18 protein-coding genes are annotated in these 22,791 nt (G+C 44.4%); 14 read left to right on the top strand and 4 right to left on the bottom strand.

The window, feature by feature from the left end; all coding sequences use genetic code 11:
- Positions 1-9: 9 nt before the first annotated feature.
- Positions 10-1,113, top strand: a complete 1,104-nt coding sequence (gene lpxB, locus CLV59_RS27080) for a lipid-A-disaccharide synthase (RefSeq protein WP_111595234.1) — start codon at positions 10-12, stop codon at positions 1,111-1,113.
- A gap of 211 nt (positions 1,114-1,324) precedes the next feature.
- On the opposite strand, the gene CLV59_RS29380 is transcribed toward lpxB, so the two are convergent.
- Positions 1,325-1,495, bottom strand: coding sequence for a DUF6728 family protein (locus CLV59_RS29380; RefSeq protein ID WP_317048652.1), 171 nt, complete (start codon positions 1,493-1,495; stop codon positions 1,325-1,327).
- Between the two features lie 77 nt (positions 1,496-1,572).
- On the opposite strand from CLV59_RS29380, the gene CLV59_RS27075 reads away from it, so the two are divergent.
- The 7 genes from CLV59_RS27075 to CLV59_RS27045 all read left to right on the top strand — a co-directional run bounded on the left by CLV59_RS27075 (position 1,573) and on the right by CLV59_RS27045 (position 12,339).
- A complete protein-coding gene (locus tag CLV59_RS27075; protein WP_245950964.1) occupies positions 1,573-4,146 on the top strand; it encodes a beta-mannosidase in 2,574 nt (857 codons plus the stop codon).
- 2 nt (positions 4,147-4,148) lie between these two features.
- Positions 4,149-5,585: an alpha-L-fucosidase gene (locus CLV59_RS27070; RefSeq protein WP_111595233.1), complete on the top strand. Its 1,437-nt coding sequence runs from the start codon at positions 4,149-4,151 to the stop codon at positions 5,583-5,585.
- Between the two features lie 305 nt (positions 5,586-5,890).
- Positions 5,891-6,649 carry a response regulator transcription factor gene (locus CLV59_RS27065; RefSeq protein WP_111595232.1) on the top strand — a complete coding sequence of 253 codons (759 nt, stop codon included), beginning with the start codon at positions 5,891-5,893 and terminating at the stop codon, positions 6,647-6,649.
- A 69-nt stretch (positions 6,650-6,718) separates the two neighbouring features.
- Complete coding sequence (locus CLV59_RS27060; RefSeq protein WP_111595231.1) at positions 6,719-8,968, top strand: RelA/SpoT family protein; 2,250 nt, start codon at positions 6,719-6,721, stop codon at positions 8,966-8,968.
- A gap of 222 nt (positions 8,969-9,190) precedes the next feature.
- On the top strand, positions 9,191-10,462 hold the full coding sequence (locus tag CLV59_RS27055; protein ID WP_111595230.1) for an adenylosuccinate synthase: 1,272 nt from the start codon (positions 9,191-9,193) through the stop codon (positions 10,460-10,462).
- 93 nt (positions 10,463-10,555) lie between these two features.
- Entirely contained in the window at positions 10,556-11,005 is a 450-nt protein-coding gene (locus tag CLV59_RS29060; protein WP_170137939.1) for a hypothetical protein, read from the top strand.
- A gap of 71 nt (positions 11,006-11,076) precedes the next feature.
- Complete coding sequence (locus tag CLV59_RS27045; RefSeq protein WP_111595229.1) at positions 11,077-12,339, top strand: anthranilate synthase component I family protein; 1,263 nt, start codon at positions 11,077-11,079, stop codon at positions 12,337-12,339.
- On the opposite strand, the gene CLV59_RS27040 is transcribed toward CLV59_RS27045, so the two are convergent.
- Positions 12,311-13,228 (bottom strand): TIGR01777 family oxidoreductase, encoded by a 918-nt coding sequence (locus CLV59_RS27040; RefSeq protein WP_111595228.1) that lies wholly within the window; start codon positions 13,226-13,228, stop codon positions 12,311-12,313. The two genes, CLV59_RS27045 and CLV59_RS27040, sit on opposite strands and share 29 nt — an antisense overlap.
- Before the next feature lie 201 nt (positions 13,229-13,429).
- Between CLV59_RS27040 and CLV59_RS27035 the strand changes: the two genes are divergently transcribed.
- The 5 genes from CLV59_RS27035 to CLV59_RS27015 all read left to right on the top strand — a co-directional run bounded on the left by CLV59_RS27035 (position 13,430) and on the right by CLV59_RS27015 (position 19,462).
- Complete coding sequence (locus CLV59_RS27035) at positions 13,430-14,953, top strand: hypothetical protein (protein ID WP_111595227.1); 1,524 nt, start codon at positions 13,430-13,432, stop codon at positions 14,951-14,953.
- Between the two features lie 15 nt (positions 14,954-14,968).
- Positions 14,969-15,946, top strand: a complete 978-nt coding sequence (locus CLV59_RS27030) for a hypothetical protein (RefSeq protein ID WP_111595226.1) — start codon at positions 14,969-14,971, stop codon at positions 15,944-15,946.
- Between the two features lie 190 nt (positions 15,947-16,136).
- Positions 16,137-16,829: a phosphoribosylformylglycinamidine synthase I gene (gene purQ / locus CLV59_RS27025; protein ID WP_111595225.1), complete on the top strand. Its 693-nt coding sequence runs from the start codon at positions 16,137-16,139 to the stop codon at positions 16,827-16,829.
- Positions 16,830-16,867: 38 nt separating this feature from the next.
- Positions 16,868-17,323, top strand: a complete 456-nt coding sequence (locus CLV59_RS27020; protein ID WP_111595224.1) for a protein-disulfide reductase DsbD domain-containing protein — start codon at positions 16,868-16,870, stop codon at positions 17,321-17,323.
- 105 nt (positions 17,324-17,428) lie between these two features.
- Positions 17,429-19,462 (top strand): protein-disulfide reductase DsbD family protein, encoded by a 2,034-nt coding sequence (locus CLV59_RS27015; RefSeq protein WP_111595223.1) that lies wholly within the window; start codon positions 17,429-17,431, stop codon positions 19,460-19,462.
- Positions 19,463-19,543: 81 nt separating this feature from the next.
- Here the strand turns inward: CLV59_RS27015 and hisS are convergent, their stop codons facing one another.
- Positions 19,544-20,893 (bottom strand): histidine--tRNA ligase, encoded by a 1,350-nt coding sequence (gene hisS / locus CLV59_RS27010; protein ID WP_211324036.1) that lies wholly within the window; start codon positions 20,891-20,893, stop codon positions 19,544-19,546.
- 15 nt (positions 20,894-20,908) lie between these two features.
- The gene (locus tag CLV59_RS27005) at positions 20,909-21,349 is read right to left on the bottom strand and encodes a low molecular weight protein-tyrosine-phosphatase (RefSeq protein WP_111595221.1); all 441 of its coding nucleotides are present in this window, start codon (positions 21,347-21,349) and stop codon (positions 20,909-20,911) included.
- 514 nt (positions 21,350-21,863) lie between these two features.
- On the opposite strand from CLV59_RS27005, the gene CLV59_RS26995 reads away from it, so the two are divergent.
- On the top strand, positions 21,864-22,784 hold the full coding sequence (locus CLV59_RS26995) for a substrate-binding domain-containing protein (RefSeq protein WP_111595219.1): 921 nt from the start codon (positions 21,864-21,866) through the stop codon (positions 22,782-22,784).
- Positions 22,785-22,791: the final 7 nt, after the last annotated feature.

Genomic DNA, 22,791 nt, shown 5'->3' with positions numbered 1-22,791 from the left:
GACACCAGATTGAAATATTACATTATTGCGGGAGAGGCTTCTGGGGATTTACACGGTAGCAACCTGATTAAGCAATTGAAGAAACAGGATACCACTGCGGACATTCGTGGCTGGGGAGGCGATATGATGGAAGCTGCCGGCGCCACTATTGTGAAACATTACAAGGAGCTGGCTTTTATGGGTTTTGTGGAAGTATTGATGAACCTCCGTACCATTCTCCGTAATATCGATACCTGTAAGAAAGATATTGAGGCTTTTAAGCCGGATGTACTGATCCTGGTAGATTATCCGGGTTTCAACATGCGCATCGCCGAATGGGCGAAAACCCAGGGTTACAAAGTAGTTTACTATATTTCTCCGCAGGTATGGGCCTGGAAAGAAAACCGCGTAAAGAAAATCAAACGTACGGTAGATAAAATGCTCTGTATTCTGCCTTTTGAGCAGGAATTTTACCATAAATGGAATTACGAGGTAGAATATGTGGGGCATCCGTTGGTAGAGGTTATAAAGGCCGAAAAATCCAAACCTGCCGATCTTCCGCTGGCGAATAAACCTATCATCGCAGTGCTGCCTGGTAGCCGCAAACAGGAAGTAAGCGTGAAGCTGCCTATCATGCTGACTATGGCAAAGCATTTTCCGGAATATCAGTTCATCGTGGCACAAGCGCCAAGTCTGGACGATGATTTCCTGAAAAGTCTCACTGGCGAACATCCCAATGTATCCATGGTCAAAGGAAAAACCTATGACCTCTTACGTCAGGCGACGGCTGCATTGGTGACCTCCGGTACCGCTACCCTGGAAACGGCGTTATTTGGCGTACCTGAAATCGTTTGCTATAAAGGGAATCCGGTTTCCTATATTCTTGCAAAAAACCTGATTAAAGTAAAATATATCTCCCTGGTCAACCTGGTAATGGATAAACTGGTAGTGAAAGAACTCATCCAGCATGATCTGACTGAAGCTAACCTGCTGAAAGAACTGACCGCTTTGCTGAAAGATGATAACCGCAGGAGAGAGCTATCGGCCGACTATGCCGCACTTTGGCATAAGCTAGGAGAGAAAGATGCCAGCCATAGAGCGGCAGAAGTAATCTATGACTTCGCACGCAGTTAAGAAGTTTTAGCTCGCAAAGCAACATAAGCAGCAAAGCAGCAGAGAATAATGTTTTGCTGCTTATGTATAAAAATCTCTATAAGAATACATCCGCCATTTCATCCCCATTTCTCCATCAAATTCCTTTGCTGCTTATGCTGCCCTGCTGCTCTGCGAGAAAAAAAACCGCGTCCTTTCTTCCTTTGCGCCCTTTGCGAGAAAAAAATCCGCGTTAATGCCTTCTGATCAACCTGATAATCATGATGATAATGGCAATAACAAACAGCATTATACTGATGCGGTTCATCCCATGCATCATTGCCACATAGCTCGTTTTGGGTGCATTAGGGTCCTTCTTCCCTATATAGAAATATCTTAGTATTTGTTGCCAGACGCTTTTCATACCATAAAGATCGTAAAAGTATTATTTCCGATTCCCTCTGAGATTGTTATTTTTGAACCTATTCCAAACATCTCGGTATGAAAATGAAACTGACAGGTCGCTGGTTGCTGGTGATCTTTTTTTTAACATGTTTTACTAAATCGATTTACTCACAGCAAATAGTGATGGATCGCGGCTGGGAATTTGCCAGAGCAGATGAACAGATCTGGCGTTCAGCCACTGTTCCTGGTACCGTGCATACAGACCTGATGGCACATCAGCTCATACCTGATCCATTCAAAGGCGCCAACGAAAAAGCAGTGCAGTGGGTGGATAAGAAAGACTGGCTATACCGCTGCAGCTTTGAAGTATCGGCAGAGATGCTCCAAAAAGATATGTTGGAGCTGGAATTTAACGGATTGGATACGTATGCACGCGTCTATCTAAACAATCAATTGATACTCACAACCAATAATATGTTCATCCCCTGGAAAGCGGATGTCAAAAAGTATCTACACCCTGGTAAAAATCAATTACAGATAACCCTGGAAAGCCCGATCAAACACGACATGCCGCTGTTCTTAAAGGATAGCCTGATCTATCCGGCAGGCAATGATGTGAGCGATATTCCACTCAGTGTTTATGCCCGCAAAGCGCCCTATCATTATGGCTGGGATTGGGGACCAAGACTGGTAACAAGTGGCATCTGGCGTCCGGTAACCTTGCATGCCTGGAATAAAGCAACCATCCGCGATATCGCATTCCAGCAGGATATTAAACCTGGCGTAGCAGTTGTGAAAAATACCATCACTGTAGAAGCTGCTGTGGCAGGTAGTTACAAGCTAAATGTAACTGCGGTGTTAAATCGGAAAAATGTGGTAGGTATAACGGTACCGGCTATACTAAAAAAAGGTATCAATGAAATAAATGTACCGCTGACCATTAAGCAGCCGCAGCTCTGGTGGCCTAATGGCATGGGGGCACAAAACCTGTATCAAATAAAGGTAAAGCTGTTTAATGACCAGCAAGACGTTGCTTTTACAGAGAAAAATGTGGGTCTTCGCACCATCGAAGTAATCAACAAACCAGATAGCCTGGGAGAAAGTTTCTACGTGAAAGTCAATGGCCGCCCGGTTTTCATGAAAGGCGCCAACTACATCCCCCAGGATAATTTCCTGCCTCGTGTTACAAAAGAGAAATATGCGCAACTGTTTAACGATATGCAGGAAAGCCATTTCAATATGGTGCGTGTGTGGGGAGGAGGAATTTATGAAGACGACCAGTTCTATGACCTGGCCGATGCTACAGGAATATTGGTGTGGCAAGATTTCATGTATGCGTGTACGTTATATCCATGGGATCAGGCATTCCTGGAAAATGCTGCAAAAGAAGCGGCCTCCAATATCAACCGACTGAAACACCACGCTGCTTTAGCACTTTGGTGTGGAAATAACGAAGTCGCTGTTGCTATTAAAAACTGGGGCTGGCAAAACGGTTATGCCTATACGAATAGTCAGTATGACCACATGATAGAAGGGTACAACAAGCTGTTTAAAGAAGTGCTGCCAAAAATGGTACAGGAGAATGATCCGGGAAGATTCTATTTCCACTCGTCTCCCATCAGCAACTGGGGAAAGAAAGAAGATTTCACCAAAGGAGATAATCACTACTGGGGCATCTGGCACGGTATGGAATGGTTTGAAGCCTTCAATACGCATATTCCCCGTTTTATGAGTGAATACGGCTTTCAGTCGTTCCCCGCTATGGAAACAATCGACAGCTTCGCTACGAAGGCCGATTACGATATCTTCTCCAATGTGATGCAATCACATCAGAAGAGTCCTGCAAAAGGAAATACCGCGATCAAAATTTACATGGATCACTATTACCGTTCACCGGTGGATTTCCCTGCTTTTGTGTATCTCAGCCAGGTATTACAGGCAGAAGGGATGAAAGTGGCTATAGAAGCGCATCGCAGGAATATGCCTTATTGTATGGGTACCTTGTACTGGCAGCTAAACGATTGCTGGCCGGGACCTTCCTGGTCTGGCCGCGATTATTATGGCAGATGGAAAGCCCTGCAATACTACGCCAAGCGCGCTTTTGAACCTGTCATCACTTCTACGGTGGAAGAGAATGGTCAGTTGAACACGTATCTCATTACAGACGCATTTCAACGTGGTACTGCCGTTATAAAAATGAAGGCGGTAGACTTACAGGGAAATGTGATCTGGGAGAAAAATAGCAATAAGCATGCATTGCAGGACGACCGTAGCATACAGGTAAATAGTGTGCCTGTAAATGAAATCCTGAAAGGAAAACAGCGAAATGAGGTAATATTCTATACGCAATTGGTAATTAACGATAACGTTCTGAATCCTAATCTGTATTACTTTGCAATTGCGAAAGAAATCAATTTAACAGACCCGCAACTGACTATCCGTTGCCAACCGGGAGCAGCAGGCGAGGTAAAGGTGCTAGTAAAAACAACGCAATTGGCCAGGAACATTTACATCTCCCTGGACGATGCAACAGATGAACATTTCAGCGATAACTTTTTTGACCTGCTACCAGGCGAAGAAAGAACCATCACCCTGCATACCGCACGCAGTGCAGCGGAGATACAACAGCATTTGAGAAAAACTACTTTGATAGATTCATATAATCACTGACTATGCGTAAACTATTAATGGCAGCCGGACTGGCTTTGGCAGGACTCACCGCCCAGGCCCAGCACGAAGAGTTGCCTTATGTTCCAGAGCCTGATAAGGCGGTACAACAGAAACTGGATGAGTGGCAGGACTGGAAATTCGGTATGCTGATTCACTGGGGACCTTATTCCCAATGGGGTGTAGTGGAGTCCTGGAGTATTTGTCCGGAAGATGAAGGCTGGACTCAGCGCAAACCTGCTGGTATTCCTTATTATGACTACCTGAAAAAATATGAAGCACTGGGTAAAACATTTAATCCAGTGAAATTTAACCCGGAACATTGGGCAAAAGCTGCCGCAGACGCGGGTATGAAATACCTCGTTTTTACCACTAAGCACCATGATGGCTACTGTATGTTTGATACCAAACAAACAGATTATCGCGTAACTGCACCAGATGTGGCTTTCAGCAAAAATCCACGTGCCAATATTGCCAAAGAAGTATTTGAAGCTTTCCGCAAAGCAGGTATTCATGCCGGCGCTTATTTCTCTAAGCCTGACTGGCATACCGAATACTACTGGTGGAGCTACTTCCCACCGAAAGACAGAAACGTTAACTACGATCTGAAAACATATCCGGACAGATGGAATAAGTTTAAAGAGTATACCTACAATCAGATTGAAGAACTGATGAAGGATTACGGTAAACTGGATATTCTCTGGCTGGACGGAGGTTGGGTACGTCCGCTGACGCATCAGACCAAAGAGTCTCTGTCATGGAGCAAAACGCTCCCGCAGGATCAGGACATCGATATGCCTAAAATTGCTTCTATGGCTCGCTCACACCAGCCTGGACTGATTGTGGTAGATCGCAGTGTTCATGGTCAGTATGAAAACTATCGTACCCCTGAGCAGCAAATCCCTGATAAGCCACTGAGCTATCCTTGGGAAACCTGCATGACGATGGCAAACTCCTGGTCTTATGTACCAGATGATAAGTATAAGTCGGTAAATGTGATTATCCACAACCTGGTGGATATCGTAGCCAAAGGCGGTAACTACCTGCTGAATGTGGGCCCAGGTCCTGATGGCGAACTGCATGATGCCGCTTATACTACCATGAAAGGCATCGGAGAGTGGATGCACCTGAACGGAGAGGCTATTTACGGTACCCGTGCAGTGGCTCCTTACAAAGATGGTAAAGTATGCTTCACCAGGAAGAAAGACGGTAGCGTATATGCTATTTATCTGCTGGATGAGCAGGAAAAACTGCCAGCTACGATCTCCTTCAAAGGGTTGACTCCGACTAAGAATGCACGTGTGGAAATCCTCGGTGCTGCTGGTAAGTTGGTGTGGAAAACCAAAGATGGAAGTACCGTTATTAACATACCTGCTTCCGCTCAGAATAAAGGTTTAAAGCATGCGCTGGCAATCCGTATTTCGAGTGTGGATAAAGTGTGAAATAATGTGAGTTAGTGTTAATAAATATAAAAGACTGGCAGGGTTCCCTGTCAGTCTTTTTTTTGTGTTTTTACGTAGATATAATAAAGCCCCGCTGAACGTTACGATAGCCCACTGATAATGAAAGTGTTAATTTGATACCATTTTAAGTTAATTTATTATTCAGATTAACGATTGATTAACCGCAACTGACAGGAATTTTATAAAAATTGCATCGGCGGAGATTTTTTAGGAATAACCATATCAAGCGAAGGAATTGGTATTTGCAAGGATTAGTAATGTGAATAAGACCCCCGCATTAAATCATGAATAAGAACCCTCGTATTTTGTTGGTGGAAGACGACCGTATTTTTGGCGGTCTTGTCAAACGTCGTCTGGAAGAAGTAGGTTTTCGGGTGGAGTATTGCTCCAACGGCTCGCAGGCCTGGAAAATGTTCCAGAAAACAAGATTTGATGTTTGTCTCCTGGACATCGTATTACCTGGAATGAATGGCTTTGAGCTGGCCCGGCAAATACGGAGCAAGAGTACCCTGGTCTGTATTATCTTTTTTTCAGCAGAACGTACAGGAGTGGACGACCGCATCACTTCCTTTGAAATAGGCGGAGATACTTACCTCACGAAGCCCTTTAACATCACTGAATTAATGAAAAGGATACTGGTGTTTTTGAAATATTCCCGGCCTATCCGTTCTGACCTGCTCCTGGGGCATTCCATAGACGATTATACTTTCCATTACCGTAAGCTCAAAATATTCGATAACAGAACTAAAATGCCGGTGGGGAAATTATCCCCCCTGGAAGCCAAAGTAATACGCTATTTCTTCAGCCGCCCCAATGTTATTATCCGCCGGGATGAGCTACTGATCAGGGTCTGGGGCAAAGACGATTTGCAGAATAGTCGCAGCATGGATGTGTATGTTACCAAAGTCAGAAAGCAAATCCGGGAATATCTGGACGGTTTCGAGCTGGAAACCTACCATAATGCGGGTCTGCGCCTGAAAGTGCCGGAAGGAAAGGTGATAGAACGAATAGCAGTGCCGCTGGAGAACCCCCTGAGGTTATAAAGTCTTCACTATTATTGTTTTCCCAAGCCGTGTTTCTTTCAGATTAGATTTAATCGTAACTTTAAGGCAATGGAAACAGTGGTAGTTCAACAATACAATTTAGACGAAGAGCAGGAAAAAAAGTTAATCGTACGGCATTACCGTGCCCTGCTGAGGGCGCTCAAACCGCGTCTGAAAAAGGGAGACAGGGAGCTGGTACGTACAGCTTTTGAAATGGCAGCGGATGCCCATAGGGATATGCGTCGTAAATCCGGCGAACCCTATATCCTTCATCCGCTGGCAGTGGCCCAGATATGCGTGGAAGAAATCGGCCTTGGCGTACGCTCCGCCATCTGCGCATTACTACATGATACCGTAGAAGATACAGAAGTAACCCTCGAAGATATTTCCCGTGAATTCGGTACCGAAATCGCCCATATCGTAGATGGCCTGACCAAAATCAGTACCGTTATCGACTCCAGTACCAGTACTGCACAAGCCGAAAACTTCAAGAAAATACTCCTTACCCTGGCCGATGACCCCAGAGTAATCCTGATAAAACTGGCAGACAGACTGCATAACATGCGCACACTGGACAGCATGAGCAGAGAGAAGCAACTAAAAATCGCTTCCGAAACTGTATTTATCTATGCTCCGCTGGCACACCGCCTTGGTCTGTACAACATCAAATCAGAAATGGAGGACCTTTCCATGAAGTACACCGAGCAACAAACCTATAAGGACATTGCCCGGAAACTTAAGGAAACAAAACGCGAAAGAACCCGCTACATCAACGAGTTCATCAAACCTATAAAAGAAGTACTCCAGGAAGAAGGTTTCAACTTCGAAATATACGGTCGCCCGAAATCGATCCACTCCATCCACAATAAAATCAAAACAAAAGGAGTAGCCTTCGAAGAAGTATACGATCTTTTCGCTATCCGTATTATCCTGGATTCGCCCATCGATAAAGAAAAGGCGGATTGCTGGAAAGTTTACTCCATCATTACCGATTTTTACCATCCCAGCCCTGAACGTACGCGCGACTGGCTGAGTAATCCTAAATCCAATGGATACGAAGCCCTGCACGTTACTGTAATGGGCCCGCAAGGTAAATGGGTGGAAGTGCAGATACGCTCCAAACGCATGAACGACTACGCCGAAAAAGGGGTGGCCGCTCACTGGCGCTATAAAGAAGGTAGTGGAACGCCTCAGCAGGAATCCAAGTTTGATCAGTGGTTCATGCAGATCCGCGAAATCCTCAGCAACCCGGATTCCAATACGCTGGACTTCCTGGCAGATTTCAAGAGCAATCTGTTCACAGAAGAAATCTATGTGTACACGCCTAAAGGCGATCTCAAAATTTTGCCGGTCAACTCTACGGCGCTCGACTTTGCCTATTCCATCCACTCTGCGGTGGGAAACAAATGTATAGGCGCCAAAGTAAATTATAAACTGGTACCACTCAGCCATAAACTGCGCAGTGGAGACCAGGTGGAAATTATTACCTCTAATAAGCAGAAACCTTCGGAAGACTGGCTGAACTTCGTGTTGACAGCGAAAGCCAAATCCAAGATCAAAGATGCCCTGAAAGAGGAAAAACGTAAGATTGCCATGGATGGAAAAGCTGCGCTGGAACGTAAGCTGGACCACATGAAGATTAACCCCAGTCAGCATAACATCAATGAACTGGTACAATTCTACAAGCAATCTTCCCCACTGGATCTGTATTATCAGATTGCAGTGAAAAATATTGATCTGAAAGAACTGAAGGAATTCTCTCTTTTAGGCGATAAGCTGGAACCTCCTAAACCCGCCCCTGTAAAGCAACCAGATCACCTGGCAGAAGAAGCGGTCAGACACCAGATCCCATCCAAGAAAGATGCAGAACTGATCATATTCGGAGAAAGCTCCGACCGCATTGCCTACAAACTGGCTAATTGCTGTCGCCCTATTCCCGGAGACGACGTATTTGGTTTTATCACTGCCAGTGAAGGACTGAAAATTCACCGTACCAATTGCCCGAATGCCGCGCAATTACTGGCAAATTATGGTCATCGCGTAGTGAAAACCAAGTGGGTGAAGAACCGCGAAATCTCCTTCCTGACAGGTTTACGCATCATTGGTATGGATGATGTAGGAGTTATTCACAAAATTACAAATGTGATCTCCGGTGAGCTGAAAGTGAATATTTCTGCCCTGAGTATTGAGTCTAAAGAAGGCCTGTTTGAAGGTCTGATCAAAGTATATGTGCACGACAAGGAAGAGCTGGACGAGCTGGTAGAAAGGCTCAGAAAGCTGGATGGAATCCAGTCTGTACAGCGACTGGAAGAGTCATGATGTCTGTTGCAAAGCAACAATTTTTTACCACATTGAATAACCATTTTTTCAACCGTATACTGGTGGCTGATCCCACTGGTATACGGTGAATGATGGCTTTACATCCGCCTTCGGCGGGGTTCCCCATTTCCCTTTGTTTGCGATAGAAATTTGTAATTGTTATAATTCGCTTTAATTTTGCGACTTCTTTAAATGCAACCTCCGATAAATAATTAAATCATTATGGTAGACGTTTTGTTAGGCCTGCAATGGGGCGACGAAGGTAAAGGTAAAATTGTGGACTATTTTGCCGGTAAATACGACGTGATTGCCCGCTTCCAGGGCGGTCCGAACGCAGGACACACATTGTATGTGAATGGACAGAAAGTAGTACTTCGCACTATTCCATCCGGTGTATTCCACGAAAACACTGTTAACTTTATCGGCAATGGTGTGGTGCTGGATCCAGTAGCTTTCCAGAAAGAAAGTGAAGATATCTCCGCACTGGGCATCGACCTGACAAAAAATCTTTTCATAGCAGAAAAAACCCATATCATCGTTCCTACTCACAGAGCGCTGGATAAGGCTTCTGAGATTTCAAAAGGAAACGATAAAATCGGTTCTACCCTGAAAGGTATCGGACCGGCTTATATGGATAAAACCGGCAGAAACGGTCTGCGCGTAGGTGACGTACTGTCATCCGAATTCGAGCAGCGCTATGCTAAACTGAAACAAAAACACCTGGAATTACTGTCTCATTTTGATATTAGCGAATTCAGCGCTGATATTGCTGCATGGGAAGCTGAGTTCTTTGAAGCTGTAAAGTTCCTGAAAACCATGAACGTGGTTGCAGGAGAATATTTCATTAATGAAAAACTGAAAGCAGGTAAGAAAGTCCTGGCAGAAGGCGCTCAAGGTAGCATGCTGGATGTGGACTTCGGTACTTATCCTTTCGTAACTTCCTCCAACACCATTTCTGCAGGTGTCTGCAATGGTTTGGGTATTGCACCTCAATGGATTAAGGAAGTAATCGGCGTTACTAAAGCTTATTGCACCCGCGTTGGTAGTGGTCCTTTCCCTACTGAACTCCACGATGCCACCGGTGAACAACTCCGCGCTGCCGGTCATGAATTCGGCGCCGTTACCGGTCGCCCACGCCGTTGTGGCTGGATTGACCTCGTTGCACTGAACTATACCTGCATGCTGAGTGGCGTAACCCAACTGGTAATGACCAAATCTGATGTACTTGATGAGTTTGATGAGGTCCTGGCTTGCACCGCCTATGAAATTGACGGCCAACAAACCAAACAATTACCTTTCCAAATGACCGGCCTGGACATCACTCCTGTGTATGAAACCTTCCCAGGTTGGACAGAAAAAACTGCTACTTGTAAGCAATTCAATGAGTTACCAAATGAAATGAAATCATTTGTATCTTCCGTAGAGAAATATCTCGGCGTTCCCGTGAAATACGTTTCCAACGGGCCAGGACGCGACCAGATCCTGGAACACTAGGTGCAAAAAATTACGAAAAAAAAACGGCAAAAAAAATTTGGCGAATAAAAAAAACTATTAAAACTTTACGGCAAAGAAATAAGTGAACCTATTATGAAATCAAAATCTGATAAAGAGAAAGAGACTAAAAAAACTACTTCTCCTAAGACTGCAAAAGACGCTCCTAAAGCTGCGGCAAAGCCTAAGAAAGAGGTGGATGAAGATGATGAGGATGAAGAGGATGAAGAGGAAACTACTTCCAAATCTTCTTCAAAAAAATCAGATAAATCTACTTCTAAATCCAAGCGTAAGTCAGACGATGATGACGACGACGATGACGATGATTTCGATGACGCAGATGATGCTGACGCTGACGCTTGGGAAAAAGGAGAAGAAGAGGACTATGATCCTGACTTCGAAGAGTTTGATATTCCTAAATCTAAAGGAAAACGTGGCCGTCCTAGCACCAAAAAGGAGGATGACGATGATTTAGGATTCGATGACGAATTCAAAGACATGGATCTGTTCAACGATCGCTTCGACGACGATGACGACGATTTTTAAGCATTAAATCGATTATTATCAGGATATTTCACATCTTCCCGGTTGATGATCACCAAATATTTAAACAGCAAATGTTGAATTGGGCCTCCCAGTTCAACATTTGTTGTTTATTAGACAATAATGACTATCCCTCGTCTTATCATCAATTCGAAGTAATACTAGCAGCAGATGCCGTTGATTCCCTACAACTGCCTGCAGGCAACGCCTTTGACGAGCTACTGCGGTTTCATAACACTCACCAGGACTGGCTCTTCGGACACCTAGCTTATGACCTTAAAAATGAAGTAGTTAATACGCTGCATTCCTCCAATCCAGATGGTACCGGATTCCCGGATATGTTCTTCTTCCGTCCCCGCATCATGATGATGCTGGAAAAGAACCAGGTACATATCGGAATGGAAAATGCTACGGTAGATCATGCCCGCGACATTTTCCAGCAATGCCTGGAAATGCCCGCTGCTATTGCAGATAACACTGCGGCCATCTCGCAGCCTTTACAGTCACGCCTCCAGCATGATGCGTATATCGCTGCCGTTCAATCCCTGCAAGATCACATCCTGCGCGGCGATTGCTATGAAGTAAACTTTTGCAGAGAGAGCTTTATCGAAGGTGCAGACGTATATCCGCCAGCGTTATATCATCGCCTCAGCCAGTTGTCGCCAGCCCCTTTTGCTGCCTATTACCGACTGAACGATCGTTATATGGTCTGCTCTTCGCCGGAAAGATTTATGCAGAAAAAGGGTAATACGGTCATTTCCCAGCCCATTAAAGGTACCAGTCGGAAAGACAAAGATCCGCAGCAGGATGAAGCGTTGAAAAAGGCTTTGTTCAACAACGCCAAGGAACGCGCCGAAAACGTAATGGTAGTGGATCTCGTGAGAAATGATCTCTCCCATACCGCTGTCAGAGGTTCTGTAAAAGTGACCGAATTATTTGGCATTTATTCTTTCGCCCAGGTACATCACATGATTTCTACAGTGACCGCAGAAATACGGCCAGAGCTGCCTTTCACTGCGGTGCTGAAAGAAGCTTTCCCGATGGGTTCTATGACGGGCGCCCCTAAAATCAGGGTAATGGAACTGATTGAATCACACGAAAAAAGCAGAAGAGGATTGTATTCCGGGGCAGTAGGATATATCACCCCTCAAGGTGATTTTGATTTTAATGTGGTCATCCGGAGTATTCTGTACAATGCAGCCACGAAATATCTTTCCTTCCAGACCGGGTCCGCCATTACCTTTTACAGCGATCCCGAAAAGGAATGGGAAGAATGCCTGCTGAAAGCCGCTGCACTCCGTAAGGTACTTAGCGCTTCGGAAACAACTGTTCCATAGCCTTATCAATATTCGGATAAGAAAACTGAAAGCCCGTTTGCTGAATTTTTTCGGAAGACACGCGTACACTTTTCAATACCTCTATACTGAACTCCCCGAGGACCATTTTCACGAGGGGAGTTGGCATATAGGCCAACATATAACTCCTGCCTTTGGCAGCCCTGGCCATACTCTGGACCAGTTCCTTATTGGTAACAGGATTCGGCGCTACGGCATTATAGGTGCCGTCCAGCTTATTATTAACAATAGCATTGAAAAAGAGCCGTACCAGATCCTGAATATGAATCCAGCTCACATACTGATCCCCATTCCCCATGGCCATCGCAAATCCGAAACGTAAAGGCTTGTAAAACTCCTTCAACGCACCGCCATCCCGGCTTAATACAATGCCTATACGAAAAATAACCAGTGGCTTCTCTAAAGACCTGACTTCACTAATGCTTTTCTCCCAGAGCGCCGTTGTACTACCCAGATAATCAGGAGCCGCCGGATCAGATTCCGTAAAAGCATGATCCGTGTAAGGCCCGTAAAAACCAGTTGCCGAAGCGCTGATTACCTTCTTAACCTTATTAGGGGTAGACAACAAGGCCTTGACCAGCAGTTCGCTGCTTTGGGTACGACTATCAACAATCTCCCGCTTGCGGGCACTTGTCCAGCGTTTATCCGAAACAGATGCACCTGCCAGGTGAATAATATAATCTGCCTGCTGTAAGGCAGCAGGATCTATGGTTTGATGAAGAATATCCCAGCGGGCATATGTTACCTGCGGGTTGGAGCCTCGTTCCGGTGTACGTGTCAGTACAATCACCTTGTACCCTCTCTCCAGCAAAAGGGCCGTTAATGCGGTGCCTACCAGGCCGGTGCCACCGGTAATTAAAACGGTTTCCATTGAAAAATGCTGTTTAAAAATATTTTCCTAAAAATACACAATAAATTCAGGCTTTTGGTATTAATGTAACGGGGAAACCCGTACGGAATTGTGCACGGAAATTGCTGACTAATATTCTAAATTTTAATGTAAGTTTGAAAATCATGTATGCAGTACGCTCCTGCAACACATTACCACAACTTTTTGAAATATATCTGAAGCATGCATAGACTATACCGCATTCATTTGTTGCTCATAATGCTGCTGGCCGGATCCGCTGTGATGGCCCAGAAAATAACCTATACCCAACCGGAAAAGGATGACTTTAAAAACACCGAATTCGAGATTATAGGTAAAGTAGGAGGGAACATCCTGGTCTATAAATCTGACCGCGGTTCCTATGCAATGTCTGTCTATGATAATTCCATGGAGCTGAAAGAAAGGGTAGCGCTGGACTTCCTCCCGAAAAAAGTAATCAGTATGGACTTTGTGGCTTATTCCAACAAAGTTCTCATGATCTACCAGTATCAATATAAAGATGCGGTATATAGCTTCTGCGCCACTATGAGCCCGGATGCAAAGTTCTATTCAGAACCGCTGCTGATCGATTCTACCCGTATCGGCTACTATTCCAAGGATAATAAAGTGTATTCCACGGAAGTTTCTGAAGATAAGAACCGTATCATGATCTATAAGATCAACCAGGATAAGGAAGAAAACAACCTTTTCTATACTTTCCTGTACGATAGCGCCATGCACCTGGTAAATAATTCCAAGGTGAGCCTGCCTATGCAGTCCAAGAAGTTCTTCCTGAACAACTTTAACCTCACCAATGATGGGGATTTCATCTTCAACAGGCTGGAACGTACTAACAGTAAAGACTATGTGGTAAGTGGCAACATGATCATCAAACACCCATTGATCGACAGTTTTGAGGTGTCGCCTTTACAGTTTCATTCCCAGATGCTGGATGAGATCAAAATGAAACTGGATAACCAGAAAGGTACAGCGCTCATCACCGCATTCGCCTATAAGCAGAAACGTGGAAATGTAGAAGGATTATATCTCTATAAATATGATTTCAAAAATCAAAAAACGATTTATGAGAAATTCCTGGCATTTACACCGGAACTGAAATCAGCGGCCCGCGGTGAATCTGGGACCAATGCTGCTTTCAACGATTATTTTATCCGTAAGGTCATCAATACCGCAAACGGTGGATTCCTGCTGACCGCAGAATCCTTCTCCACTTCCAGCCGCTATCAGCCATGGAACCGCTGGAATTACATGTACGGAAGTCCTTACAGTGGCTTCTATTCTCCTTACTACTATTCTCCTTATTCTCCTTGGTACTACAATCCCGGCTACTGGAACAATTCCCAGGGATTGCGCTATCATTACGATAAAGTTATTATCATGTCCTTTGATGAGGAGGGCAATATGCAATGGAACAATTTCATCAACAAAAGCCAGTACGACGACAATGCGGATCTGTACCTGTCTTACATGATGGTGAACATTGGCTCTGAACTGCGTTTCCTCTACAATGATCTGGACAGAAGAAGTTATATACTGGTCGATAATAGTCTGGACCCAGGCGGTAAAGTAAACAGGATGCCTACACTGAGAAACCTGGATAAAGGCTATACCTGGATGCCACGCTATGGTAAACAGATCGGCGGTCATACTGTAGTGATACCATGCATTTACAGGAATTATATTTGCTTTGCTAAAATTGACTTTTAATCACACCTTTGCACTGTGATAAAATTTTTTCGTTCCGGCAACCCACTGACGGTATTGCTGCTGCTGATTTATACACTCGTTGTTAAGTTTTTCTACCTGCTGCATCCGTCTACATATCTGGCGGATGGGTCGGAAGGTTTGTTGTATAACCTGTTGGTGAAATGGCTGCACGGCCTGGTGGGAACCAGTCCCCTGTTTTTTACTTCGCTGGCCATTCTCCTGATATTGGTGCAGTCGCTCCTCTTTACAAAAATTATCAATCATCACCGGCTGTTTGCGAAACCTACGTACCTCCCGGCGATGTGCTATATCCTCTTTACATCCCTGCTGCATAGCTGGAATGTATTTTCACCCGGACTGATAGTGAATATGATCATGCTGTGGGTTTTCTCCAGTATGACTTCATTGTATACCCGCACTTCCGCCAGAGACGTGGTATTTAACATCGGTTTTGCACTGGGCGTCTGTGGATTATTCTATTTCCCATCTATTATCCTCTGCATCTTACTCCTCGTGAGTATGCTGATCATGCGCGCATTCAGGCTGGCAGAATGGATCATTGGTATCCTGGGATTGATTTGCCCACTCTACCTGATGGGTACTTATCTCTTCCTGACTAACCAGATTGGGCTGTTAAGAAAGATTCCGAATATTGGGTTCTCCCTGCCGTTTATTACAGACTATAAGGTGTGGGGCGCCATGGTGGCCTGTACTTTGTTCTTCATTATGGGTTGGCTGCTGTTGCAACGTCCATTAAAGAAGATGCTGATCCAGGGCCGAAAGATCTGGGCTACTTTGATTGTGTATGTGGTGGTTGCTATGCTGGTGCCTTTCTTCAATCCGGAATTTTCTCCTGCCTATTGGGTACTGGCAGTGCTGCCTGTTTCCATGTTTGCCGGCAACGTTTTCTGGTGCATCCCTAATGATACTTTTGCCAACGTAGTGCATCTCATCACCTTCGCATATGTGATAATTATGCAATATTTTAGCTAAAAGCGGCTAATAAGATATTGATTTCCAGTAATTTGATATTTCCGGATGAACGGCAATGGAAAATTGCGAACGGCGAAGTAATTTTGTCCTTTCCTTGTAGATTTGTCATTAGTGAATTTACTGATATGAATCACAGGAAAACAATGAATTAAAAAGCATTTTTTTCTACATAAACACAAAACATTTTCAGATGAAATTTGGTGTTGTCACCTTTCCGGGTTCAAACTGTGATCATGACATGATTGACTCTTTACGTAATGATTTAGGTCAGGAAGTTATAGAGCTGTGGCACAAGGATAAGGATTTGAGCGCATTTACTACAGAAGATTGTATCGTGCTGCCAGGTGGTTTTTCTTATGGCGATTACCTGCGTTGCGGTGCTATTGCACGTTTCAGTCCTATGATGCAGAGCGTGATTGAGTTTGCTAACAAAGGTGGCCGTGTAATAGGTGTATGTAATGGTTTCCAGATTCTGTGTGAAGCAGGATTATTACCTGGAGCCCTGCTGCAGAACCAGAATCAACAGTTTGTTTGCAAAAACGTATACTTGAAAAGTGAGAATACCACCGCTTCCCTCACCAAGGATGTTACTGGTCGCGCTTTGATGATTCCTATCGCCCATGGTGAAGGACGTTATTATGCAGATGAGGCTACCCTGAATGAGCTGACTGCTAATAATCAGATTCTGTTCCGTTACTGCGATGAGTTTGGCAACATTGTTGAAGAAGCTAATCCAAATGGCGCACTCCGCAATATCGCTGGTATCTGCAACAAAAACCGCAATGTATTTGGTATGATGCCACATCCGGAGCGTGCTACCAACAATATGCTGAAGAATACAGATGGACAACTGATATTCCAGAGTCTTATCAATAACAATTAATAAAAATCAAACCACACCAACCAATTAAAAAGCTAAGTATGAAGAAGTTATTAACAGCAATGGTTCTGTTTGCACTGCCGTTCCTGGCTAGTGCGCAGATCGAGAATCCGGTAAAATGGAAGTTTGCAGCGAAGAAAATTAATGACAACACCTACGAGTTACATATGACTGCCACCATCGACGCTGGCTGGCATCTGTACGCACAGGAGTCTGGAGAAGGTCCGGTTCCTACTACTTTCAAATTCACTAAAAACCCACTGGCTACCCTGTCTGGTAAAGTGACTGAAGTAGGTAAGCTGCATAAAAACTTTGATAAGAATTTCAATTCTGAACTGAAATACTACGAGAACACAGTTGACTTTGTGCAGAAAGTAACCTTAAAAGGTAAAGCTGCTACCAAAGTAAAAGGTTCCGTTGAATTCATGGTGTGCGACGATCATCAATGTCTGCCTCCTAAAGAAACAGAATTCACCATTACTGTTGGAGGTAAATAAGTTGTATCTACCTACACATAAAAGTATTTTATCAAACGAGTTCCACCCTGCTGGAACTCGTTTGTTGTTTTCTTTGATAAGTATTATTTAAAGCCTATCTATTTTATGAAGCATTTGCTTTCATGGCTGATCCCTGTCTTTGCATTATTCACTATACAGGCCAACGCACAGGATCAGAGCCCGAATCCAGTGAAGTGGGAATATTCCGCTGAAAAAAAGAATGATTCTGAATATATTCTCCATCTGAAAGGTACCATTCAGAAAGGTGTACAGTTGTACTCCACCACCATGGCGGACGACGCTCCGAATACCCGTGTGGTGCTGGACACTGCTACAAAAGCTACCATCAGCGGCATCACCGAAAATGGTAAACTGGAGTCTAAAAAAGAACCACTGTTCGATAATATCGACGTGAAATACTTCGAAAACGAAGTAGAACTGTTGGCTAATGTGAAAGCTCCTGCGGGCGACACTGCATTATCAGGCGTTATCAATTACATGGTACTGAAAGATGGTGTAGCTGACCCACATGAACAACAGTTTTCTGTTGCTTTAGCTGGTAGCAAGACAGCCAGTACTGCTGCCACAGCGGGTTCGCAATCAGGCGCAAACGACGGCGTAGCAGACGATGATGCATCCAACAAATCTCTTTGGTGGATCTTTATCGCTAGCTTCGGTGGCGGTTTCATTGCCCTGATCACTCCATGTGTATTCTCCATGATTCCTATCACGGTGAGCTTCTTTACCAAAAGAAGTGGTACCAGAGCGCAAGGAATCAAGAATGCATTCCTCTACTCCCTGTCTATTATCGTTATTTACACTTTCCTCGGTTTCCTGATCACTAAGATCTTTGGAGCGAGCGCATTGAATAACCTCGCCAGCAATGGTATTGCGAACATGATATTCTTTGTAATATTCCTCTTGTTTGCCTTCTCCTTCCTCGGTGCATTTGAGATCTCGCTGCCTAGTTCATGGGCAAACGTGTCTGACTCAAAAGCCGGAATGGGAAGCTTTATGGGTATATTCTTCATGGCGCTCACCCTGGCAATCGTATCTTTCTCCTGCACTGGTCCAATCCTGGGTAACCTCCTGGTACTGGCAGCTAAAGGAGGAAATACCGGACCGCTGGTAGGGATGTTTGGATTCTCTTTAGCCCTGGCTATTCCTTTCTCCTTGTTCGCACTGTTCCCAAGTCTGCTCAATAAAATCGGTAAATCCGGTGGTTGGCTGAACGCGGTTAAAGTGACCCTCGGTTTCGTGGAACTGGCACTGGCGCTGAAATTCTTCTCTAACGTAGACATGGCATATCACTGGAACCTGCTGGACAGAGAAATCTTCCTGGCACTGTGGATCGCCATCTTTGCATTACTGGGACTCTATCTGATTGGTAAGCTGAAATTCAGCCACGACAGCGACGTTCCATTCCTGAGTGTAACGCGTCTCTGCTTTGCTATCGTTACATTCACGTTTGTAGTGTACATGATTCCTGGTATGTGGGGCGCCCCACTGAAGGGTATCAGCGGATTCCTGCCGCATGAAGGTTCTCAGGACTTTAACCTGAACCGTTCCCTGATAGATATCCGTGCTTCACTGGAAAGTGGCGCTGGTAGCGGCGGTGGAAACAAATCTGATGCGGCTATTCCAAAACCTAAGAAACTCGTAGGCATTCTGCATTCTGAGATTCCAGGTGTGGAAAATGTATTCTTCGATTATCAGGAGGCCCTGGCTGCTGCAAAGGCTGCCAATAAGCCACTGATGCTGGATTTCACAGGTCATACCTGCGTAAACTGCCGTAAGTTCGAGAAGTCTGTATTGTCTGATCCTAAAGTGATGCGTATCCTGCGTAACGATTTCGTGGTGGCATCCCTGTACACAGATGAAAAGACAAAGCTGCCTGAAAACGAGCATTTCGATTCCAAAGCTATTGGTACAAGAGTGACCAATATCGGTCTGTTGAACCAGGATCTGGAAGCGGCACATTTCAACAGAAACTCACAACCATATTATATTCCTGTGGATAATGACGGTAAAGCGCTGGTATCAGCTGGTCGCGGTTATGATCCTAAGGAAGATGTGGATGCATTTGTGCAATACCTGGAAGGTGCGAAAGCAGAATATGCAAAACGCATGGGTAAATAAATAATTTCCATTTATTGTGGATATGAAAAAAGACGGCCATTTGGCCGTCTTTTTTATGTTAAAATAGTTGCTGTTATGGAATTAGAAAGTAAAATCCGCTACTGTAGCAGCAGCTATTTTCTCTTGTTGACCTGTTTGTAAGTTTTTAATACTTACCAGGTTCTCTTGCAGTTCCGACTCTCCAATAATGGCTACAAAAGGAATACCGCGTTTATCGGCATATTTCATTTGTTTATCCATTTTGGAAGACTCGTGATAAATTTCTGCTGCAATACCTTTATTGCGCAAGGCTTGTACATGTCCGAAAGCGGCGCGGGCATTGGCTTCACCGAGGTTCAGGAAGAGTACGCGGGTAGACTGTTGCGCTGTTTCAGGGAAGAGTTTCAGTTCTTCCAGTACATCATAAATACGATCCACACCAAAAGAAATACCTACGCCGGAAATACCAGGCAGGCCGAATAGACCGGTAAGGTCGTCATAACGGCCACCACCACCAATGCTACCCATCTTCACGGTAGCAGGCGCTTTTACTTCCACGATCATGCCGGTATAGTAGTTCAGGCCACGGGCGAGGGTAACATCCACTACCGGAATGCTATTGTAGCTGGTATAACCTGAATTCAGTACAAAAGCCAGTTCTTCGATTCCTTTCTGGGCGGTGGGACTGTCTTTCAGCAGATTGCGGAGTTTTTCCAGTTTCTCTTCGCTGGAACCGTCAATAGCAAGGAATTGTTCGATAGTGTTGATATCCTCTGTGCTGAGGCCTCTTTCACTGAGTTCTTTACGTACGCCTTCAGCGCCTATTTTATCCAGTTTATCGATGGAAATAGTGATATCTGTAAGGAGATCCGTTTTACCAATTACTTCTGCGAGTCCGTAGAGGATTTTGCGGTTGTTCACGCGCAGTTCAACGCCCTGGAGGCCAAGACGGGAGAACACAGTATCATAAATCAGGAGGAGTTCTACTTCGTTCAGCAGGGAGTTGCTTCCTACCACGTCCGCATCGCACTGATAGAACTCGCGGTAGCGGCCTTTTTGAGGTCTGTCGGCTCTCCATACTGGCTGCATCTGATACCTTTTAAAAGGCATGGCCAGATCATTCTGGTTCATGACTACGAATCTTGCGAAAGGTATAGTCAGGTCATAACGAAGGGCTTTTTCACTAAGCGCGCTTACGAGTTCTTTATTGTTCGTTGCTTTTTCTGCCTCTGCGAAAATCTCTCCGTTATTCAGCACTTTAAACATCAGTTTATCGCCTTCTTCGCCGTATTTACCTGTCAGGGTAGACAGGTTTTCCATGGCAGGGGTTTCCAGTGGTTGGAATCCATAGAGCTCGAACACTTCACGGATGGTCTGAAAAATATAATTACGCTTTCTTACGATCACCGGTCCGAAGTCGCGGGTACCTTTGGGAATGCTGGGCTTAATCATTATAAAAATTTAAGGTTACTGTTCGTTTTTAACTATTCGTTCGCATGCTTTGTATATTAAAGTATATACGGGAGCGAACATGTTATCATCAAAATAAGGATCGGGTACTTCTTGTTCATTTTCCAGCAGAAAATGCACTTTTTGGCGATCGGCTTCATGTCTTGCCTGATGGATAACGTTATTGTAGTTGCTGCTATCCATTACATAAATGCGATCGAAACGGTCGAAATCGCTGCTGTTGAACTGTTGGCCCCTATGTTGCGATATATCAATACCATTGGTTCGGGCAATTTTTACGGATCTGCGGTCGGGGGCATCCCCAACGTGCCAGTTGCCGGTTCCGGCGGAATCGATGAGCCAGTCGCGATGATGATGTTCGGTCGCCAGGTGACGCATAATGCCCTCCGCAAGTGGAGAGCGACAGATGTTACCTAGACAGACCATTAAAATTTTCATGTTAAATAATTAAAATTCTGGCCGCAAACCTACAAGATATTATGGAAATGTGCATTGATTTGCATCTAATAGGTAGGTAAATGAAAAAAGTCAAAGAAAAATCTGCCAAAAAAATGTTATTTGTTGAAAAAATGCCTCAAATTGCCGCTGGTTGTGTAATTGGGTGTATGTTTAGCAGGTTTTTTTAACAAACTTCTAAAAGTTCATATACCTGATTAAAAAATATTTTTTTGTATACTTGTAAATCGCAATCATAGATGATGCAGGACGAACGAACAAACAGACGAATAGAAAATAAGTATAGACCAATAGGCGAAATAGTTAGAGGGTTATTCTTTCTTCTCTTTGGTCTTTTCGCGATTTTCGCTGAAAAATTAGGCTTGGGAGAGTTCCGTTTACCACCCCAGTGGATGACAATTCTTGGAGGTGCGCTTTGTATTTACGGTCTCTTTAGAGTTTATAATGGAGTGAAAAAACTTTTTTTTAACGGGAAATAGCGAAAGGAGGTTTGTTTATGGGAATTCTCAATCTTACTAAGACGGTAGCGGCGTGTATGATAGCTATGATTGCTATGGCCGCTTGTAATGGCAATAAGAAAGGTAAACAGAAGTTAGACACACCAACTGAGGGCACTATTCGGATCAGTGTTGATGAAACTTACCAACCGTTGATAGAGGCTGAAATTAAAGTGTTTCAGTCATTATATCCAAAAGCGCATGTCATCGCTGAGTACAAGCCGGAGTCCGAGTGTTTTAAGGATTTGTTGGACGATAGTTCAAGACTGATAATTGTTACACGCGAGTTTAACCAACAGGAAAAGGATTACTTTAATCAGCAGATCAAGATTAAGCCGCGCAGTTTGTTACTCGCCTGGGATGCGCTGGCACTGATTGTAAATCATAGCAATCCGGATTCAATTCTTACCATGGACCAGGTAAGGGGTATTATGGATGGCACAGATACTGAACGTAAATGGCAACTGGTGTTTGACAATGCCAACTCAAGCACGGTTCGTTATATAAAAGACTCCATCAACAAAGGTAAAGCGTTACCTGCCAATACTATGGCGGCAAAAACCAATCCTGAGGTAGTGGATTATGTTACCAAGAATAAAGATGCCATTGGAGTTATAGGTGTTAGCTGGATCTCCGATCCGAACGACTCCCTTTCACTGGCCTTTACCAACGACGTCACAGTAGCCAAATTGCGCGCAGATGGCTATTCTGAATTTGTAAGACCTTACCAGGCTTACATTGGAATTGGCAGCTACCCATTGAAAAGAGGATTCTTTTATTGTTTGAGAGAACCATACAGTGGACTTGGCTCGGGGTTTGCCACTTTCCTGGGGAGCTATGAAGGACAGCTGGTAATCAAGCAGTTCAGATTGTTCCCGGCCAGATTGAACGTAGTTTTCAGAGAGGCCAACCTGAAGTAGAAAAACA

This window comes from Chitinophaga dinghuensis (genome assembly GCF_003259435.1).
Lineage (GTDB): Bacteria > Bacteroidota > Bacteroidia > Chitinophagales > Chitinophagaceae > Chitinophaga > Chitinophaga dinghuensis.
This window is presented reverse-complemented; position numbering and strand designations above follow the sequence as displayed.

Coding starts and splice junctions, on each gene's coding strand:
- CLV59_RS29380 (WP_317048652.1), bottom strand. CDS start 1,495: ATGAAAAGCGTCTGGCAACAAATACTAAGATATTTCTATATAGGGAAG.
- CLV59_RS27075 (WP_245950964.1), top strand. CDS start 1,573: ATGAAAATGAAACTGACAGGTCGCTGGTTGCTGGTGATCTTTTTTTTA.
- CLV59_RS27070 (WP_111595233.1), top strand. CDS start 4,149: ATGCGTAAACTATTAATGGCAGCCGGACTGGCTTTGGCAGGACTCACC.
- CLV59_RS27065 (WP_111595232.1), top strand. CDS start 5,891: ATGAATAAGAACCCTCGTATTTTGTTGGTGGAAGACGACCGTATTTTT.
- CLV59_RS27060 (WP_111595231.1), top strand. CDS start 6,719: ATGGAAACAGTGGTAGTTCAACAATACAATTTAGACGAAGAGCAGGAA.
- CLV59_RS27055 (WP_111595230.1), top strand. CDS start 9,191: ATGGTAGACGTTTTGTTAGGCCTGCAATGGGGCGACGAAGGTAAAGGT.
- CLV59_RS29060 (WP_170137939.1), top strand. CDS start 10,556: ATGAAATCAAAATCTGATAAAGAGAAAGAGACTAAAAAAACTACTTCT.
- CLV59_RS27045 (WP_111595229.1), top strand. CDS start 11,077: ATGTTGAATTGGGCCTCCCAGTTCAACATTTGTTGTTTATTAGACAAT.
- CLV59_RS27040 (WP_111595228.1), bottom strand. CDS start 13,228: ATGGAAACCGTTTTAATTACCGGTGGCACCGGCCTGGTAGGCACCGCA.
- CLV59_RS27035 (WP_111595227.1), top strand. CDS start 13,430: ATGCATAGACTATACCGCATTCATTTGTTGCTCATAATGCTGCTGGCC.
- purQ (WP_111595225.1), top strand. CDS start 16,137: ATGAAATTTGGTGTTGTCACCTTTCCGGGTTCAAACTGTGATCATGAC.
- CLV59_RS27020 (WP_111595224.1), top strand. CDS start 16,868: ATGAAGAAGTTATTAACAGCAATGGTTCTGTTTGCACTGCCGTTCCTG.
- CLV59_RS27015 (WP_111595223.1), top strand. CDS start 17,429: ATGAAGCATTTGCTTTCATGGCTGATCCCTGTCTTTGCATTATTCACT.
- hisS (WP_211324036.1), bottom strand. CDS start 20,893: ATGATTAAGCCCAGCATTCCCAAAGGTACCCGCGACTTCGGACCGGTG.
- CLV59_RS27005 (WP_111595221.1), bottom strand. CDS start 21,349: ATGAAAATTTTAATGGTCTGTCTAGGTAACATCTGTCGCTCTCCACTT.
- CLV59_RS26995 (WP_111595219.1), top strand. CDS start 21,864: ATGGGAATTCTCAATCTTACTAAGACGGTAGCGGCGTGTATGATAGCT.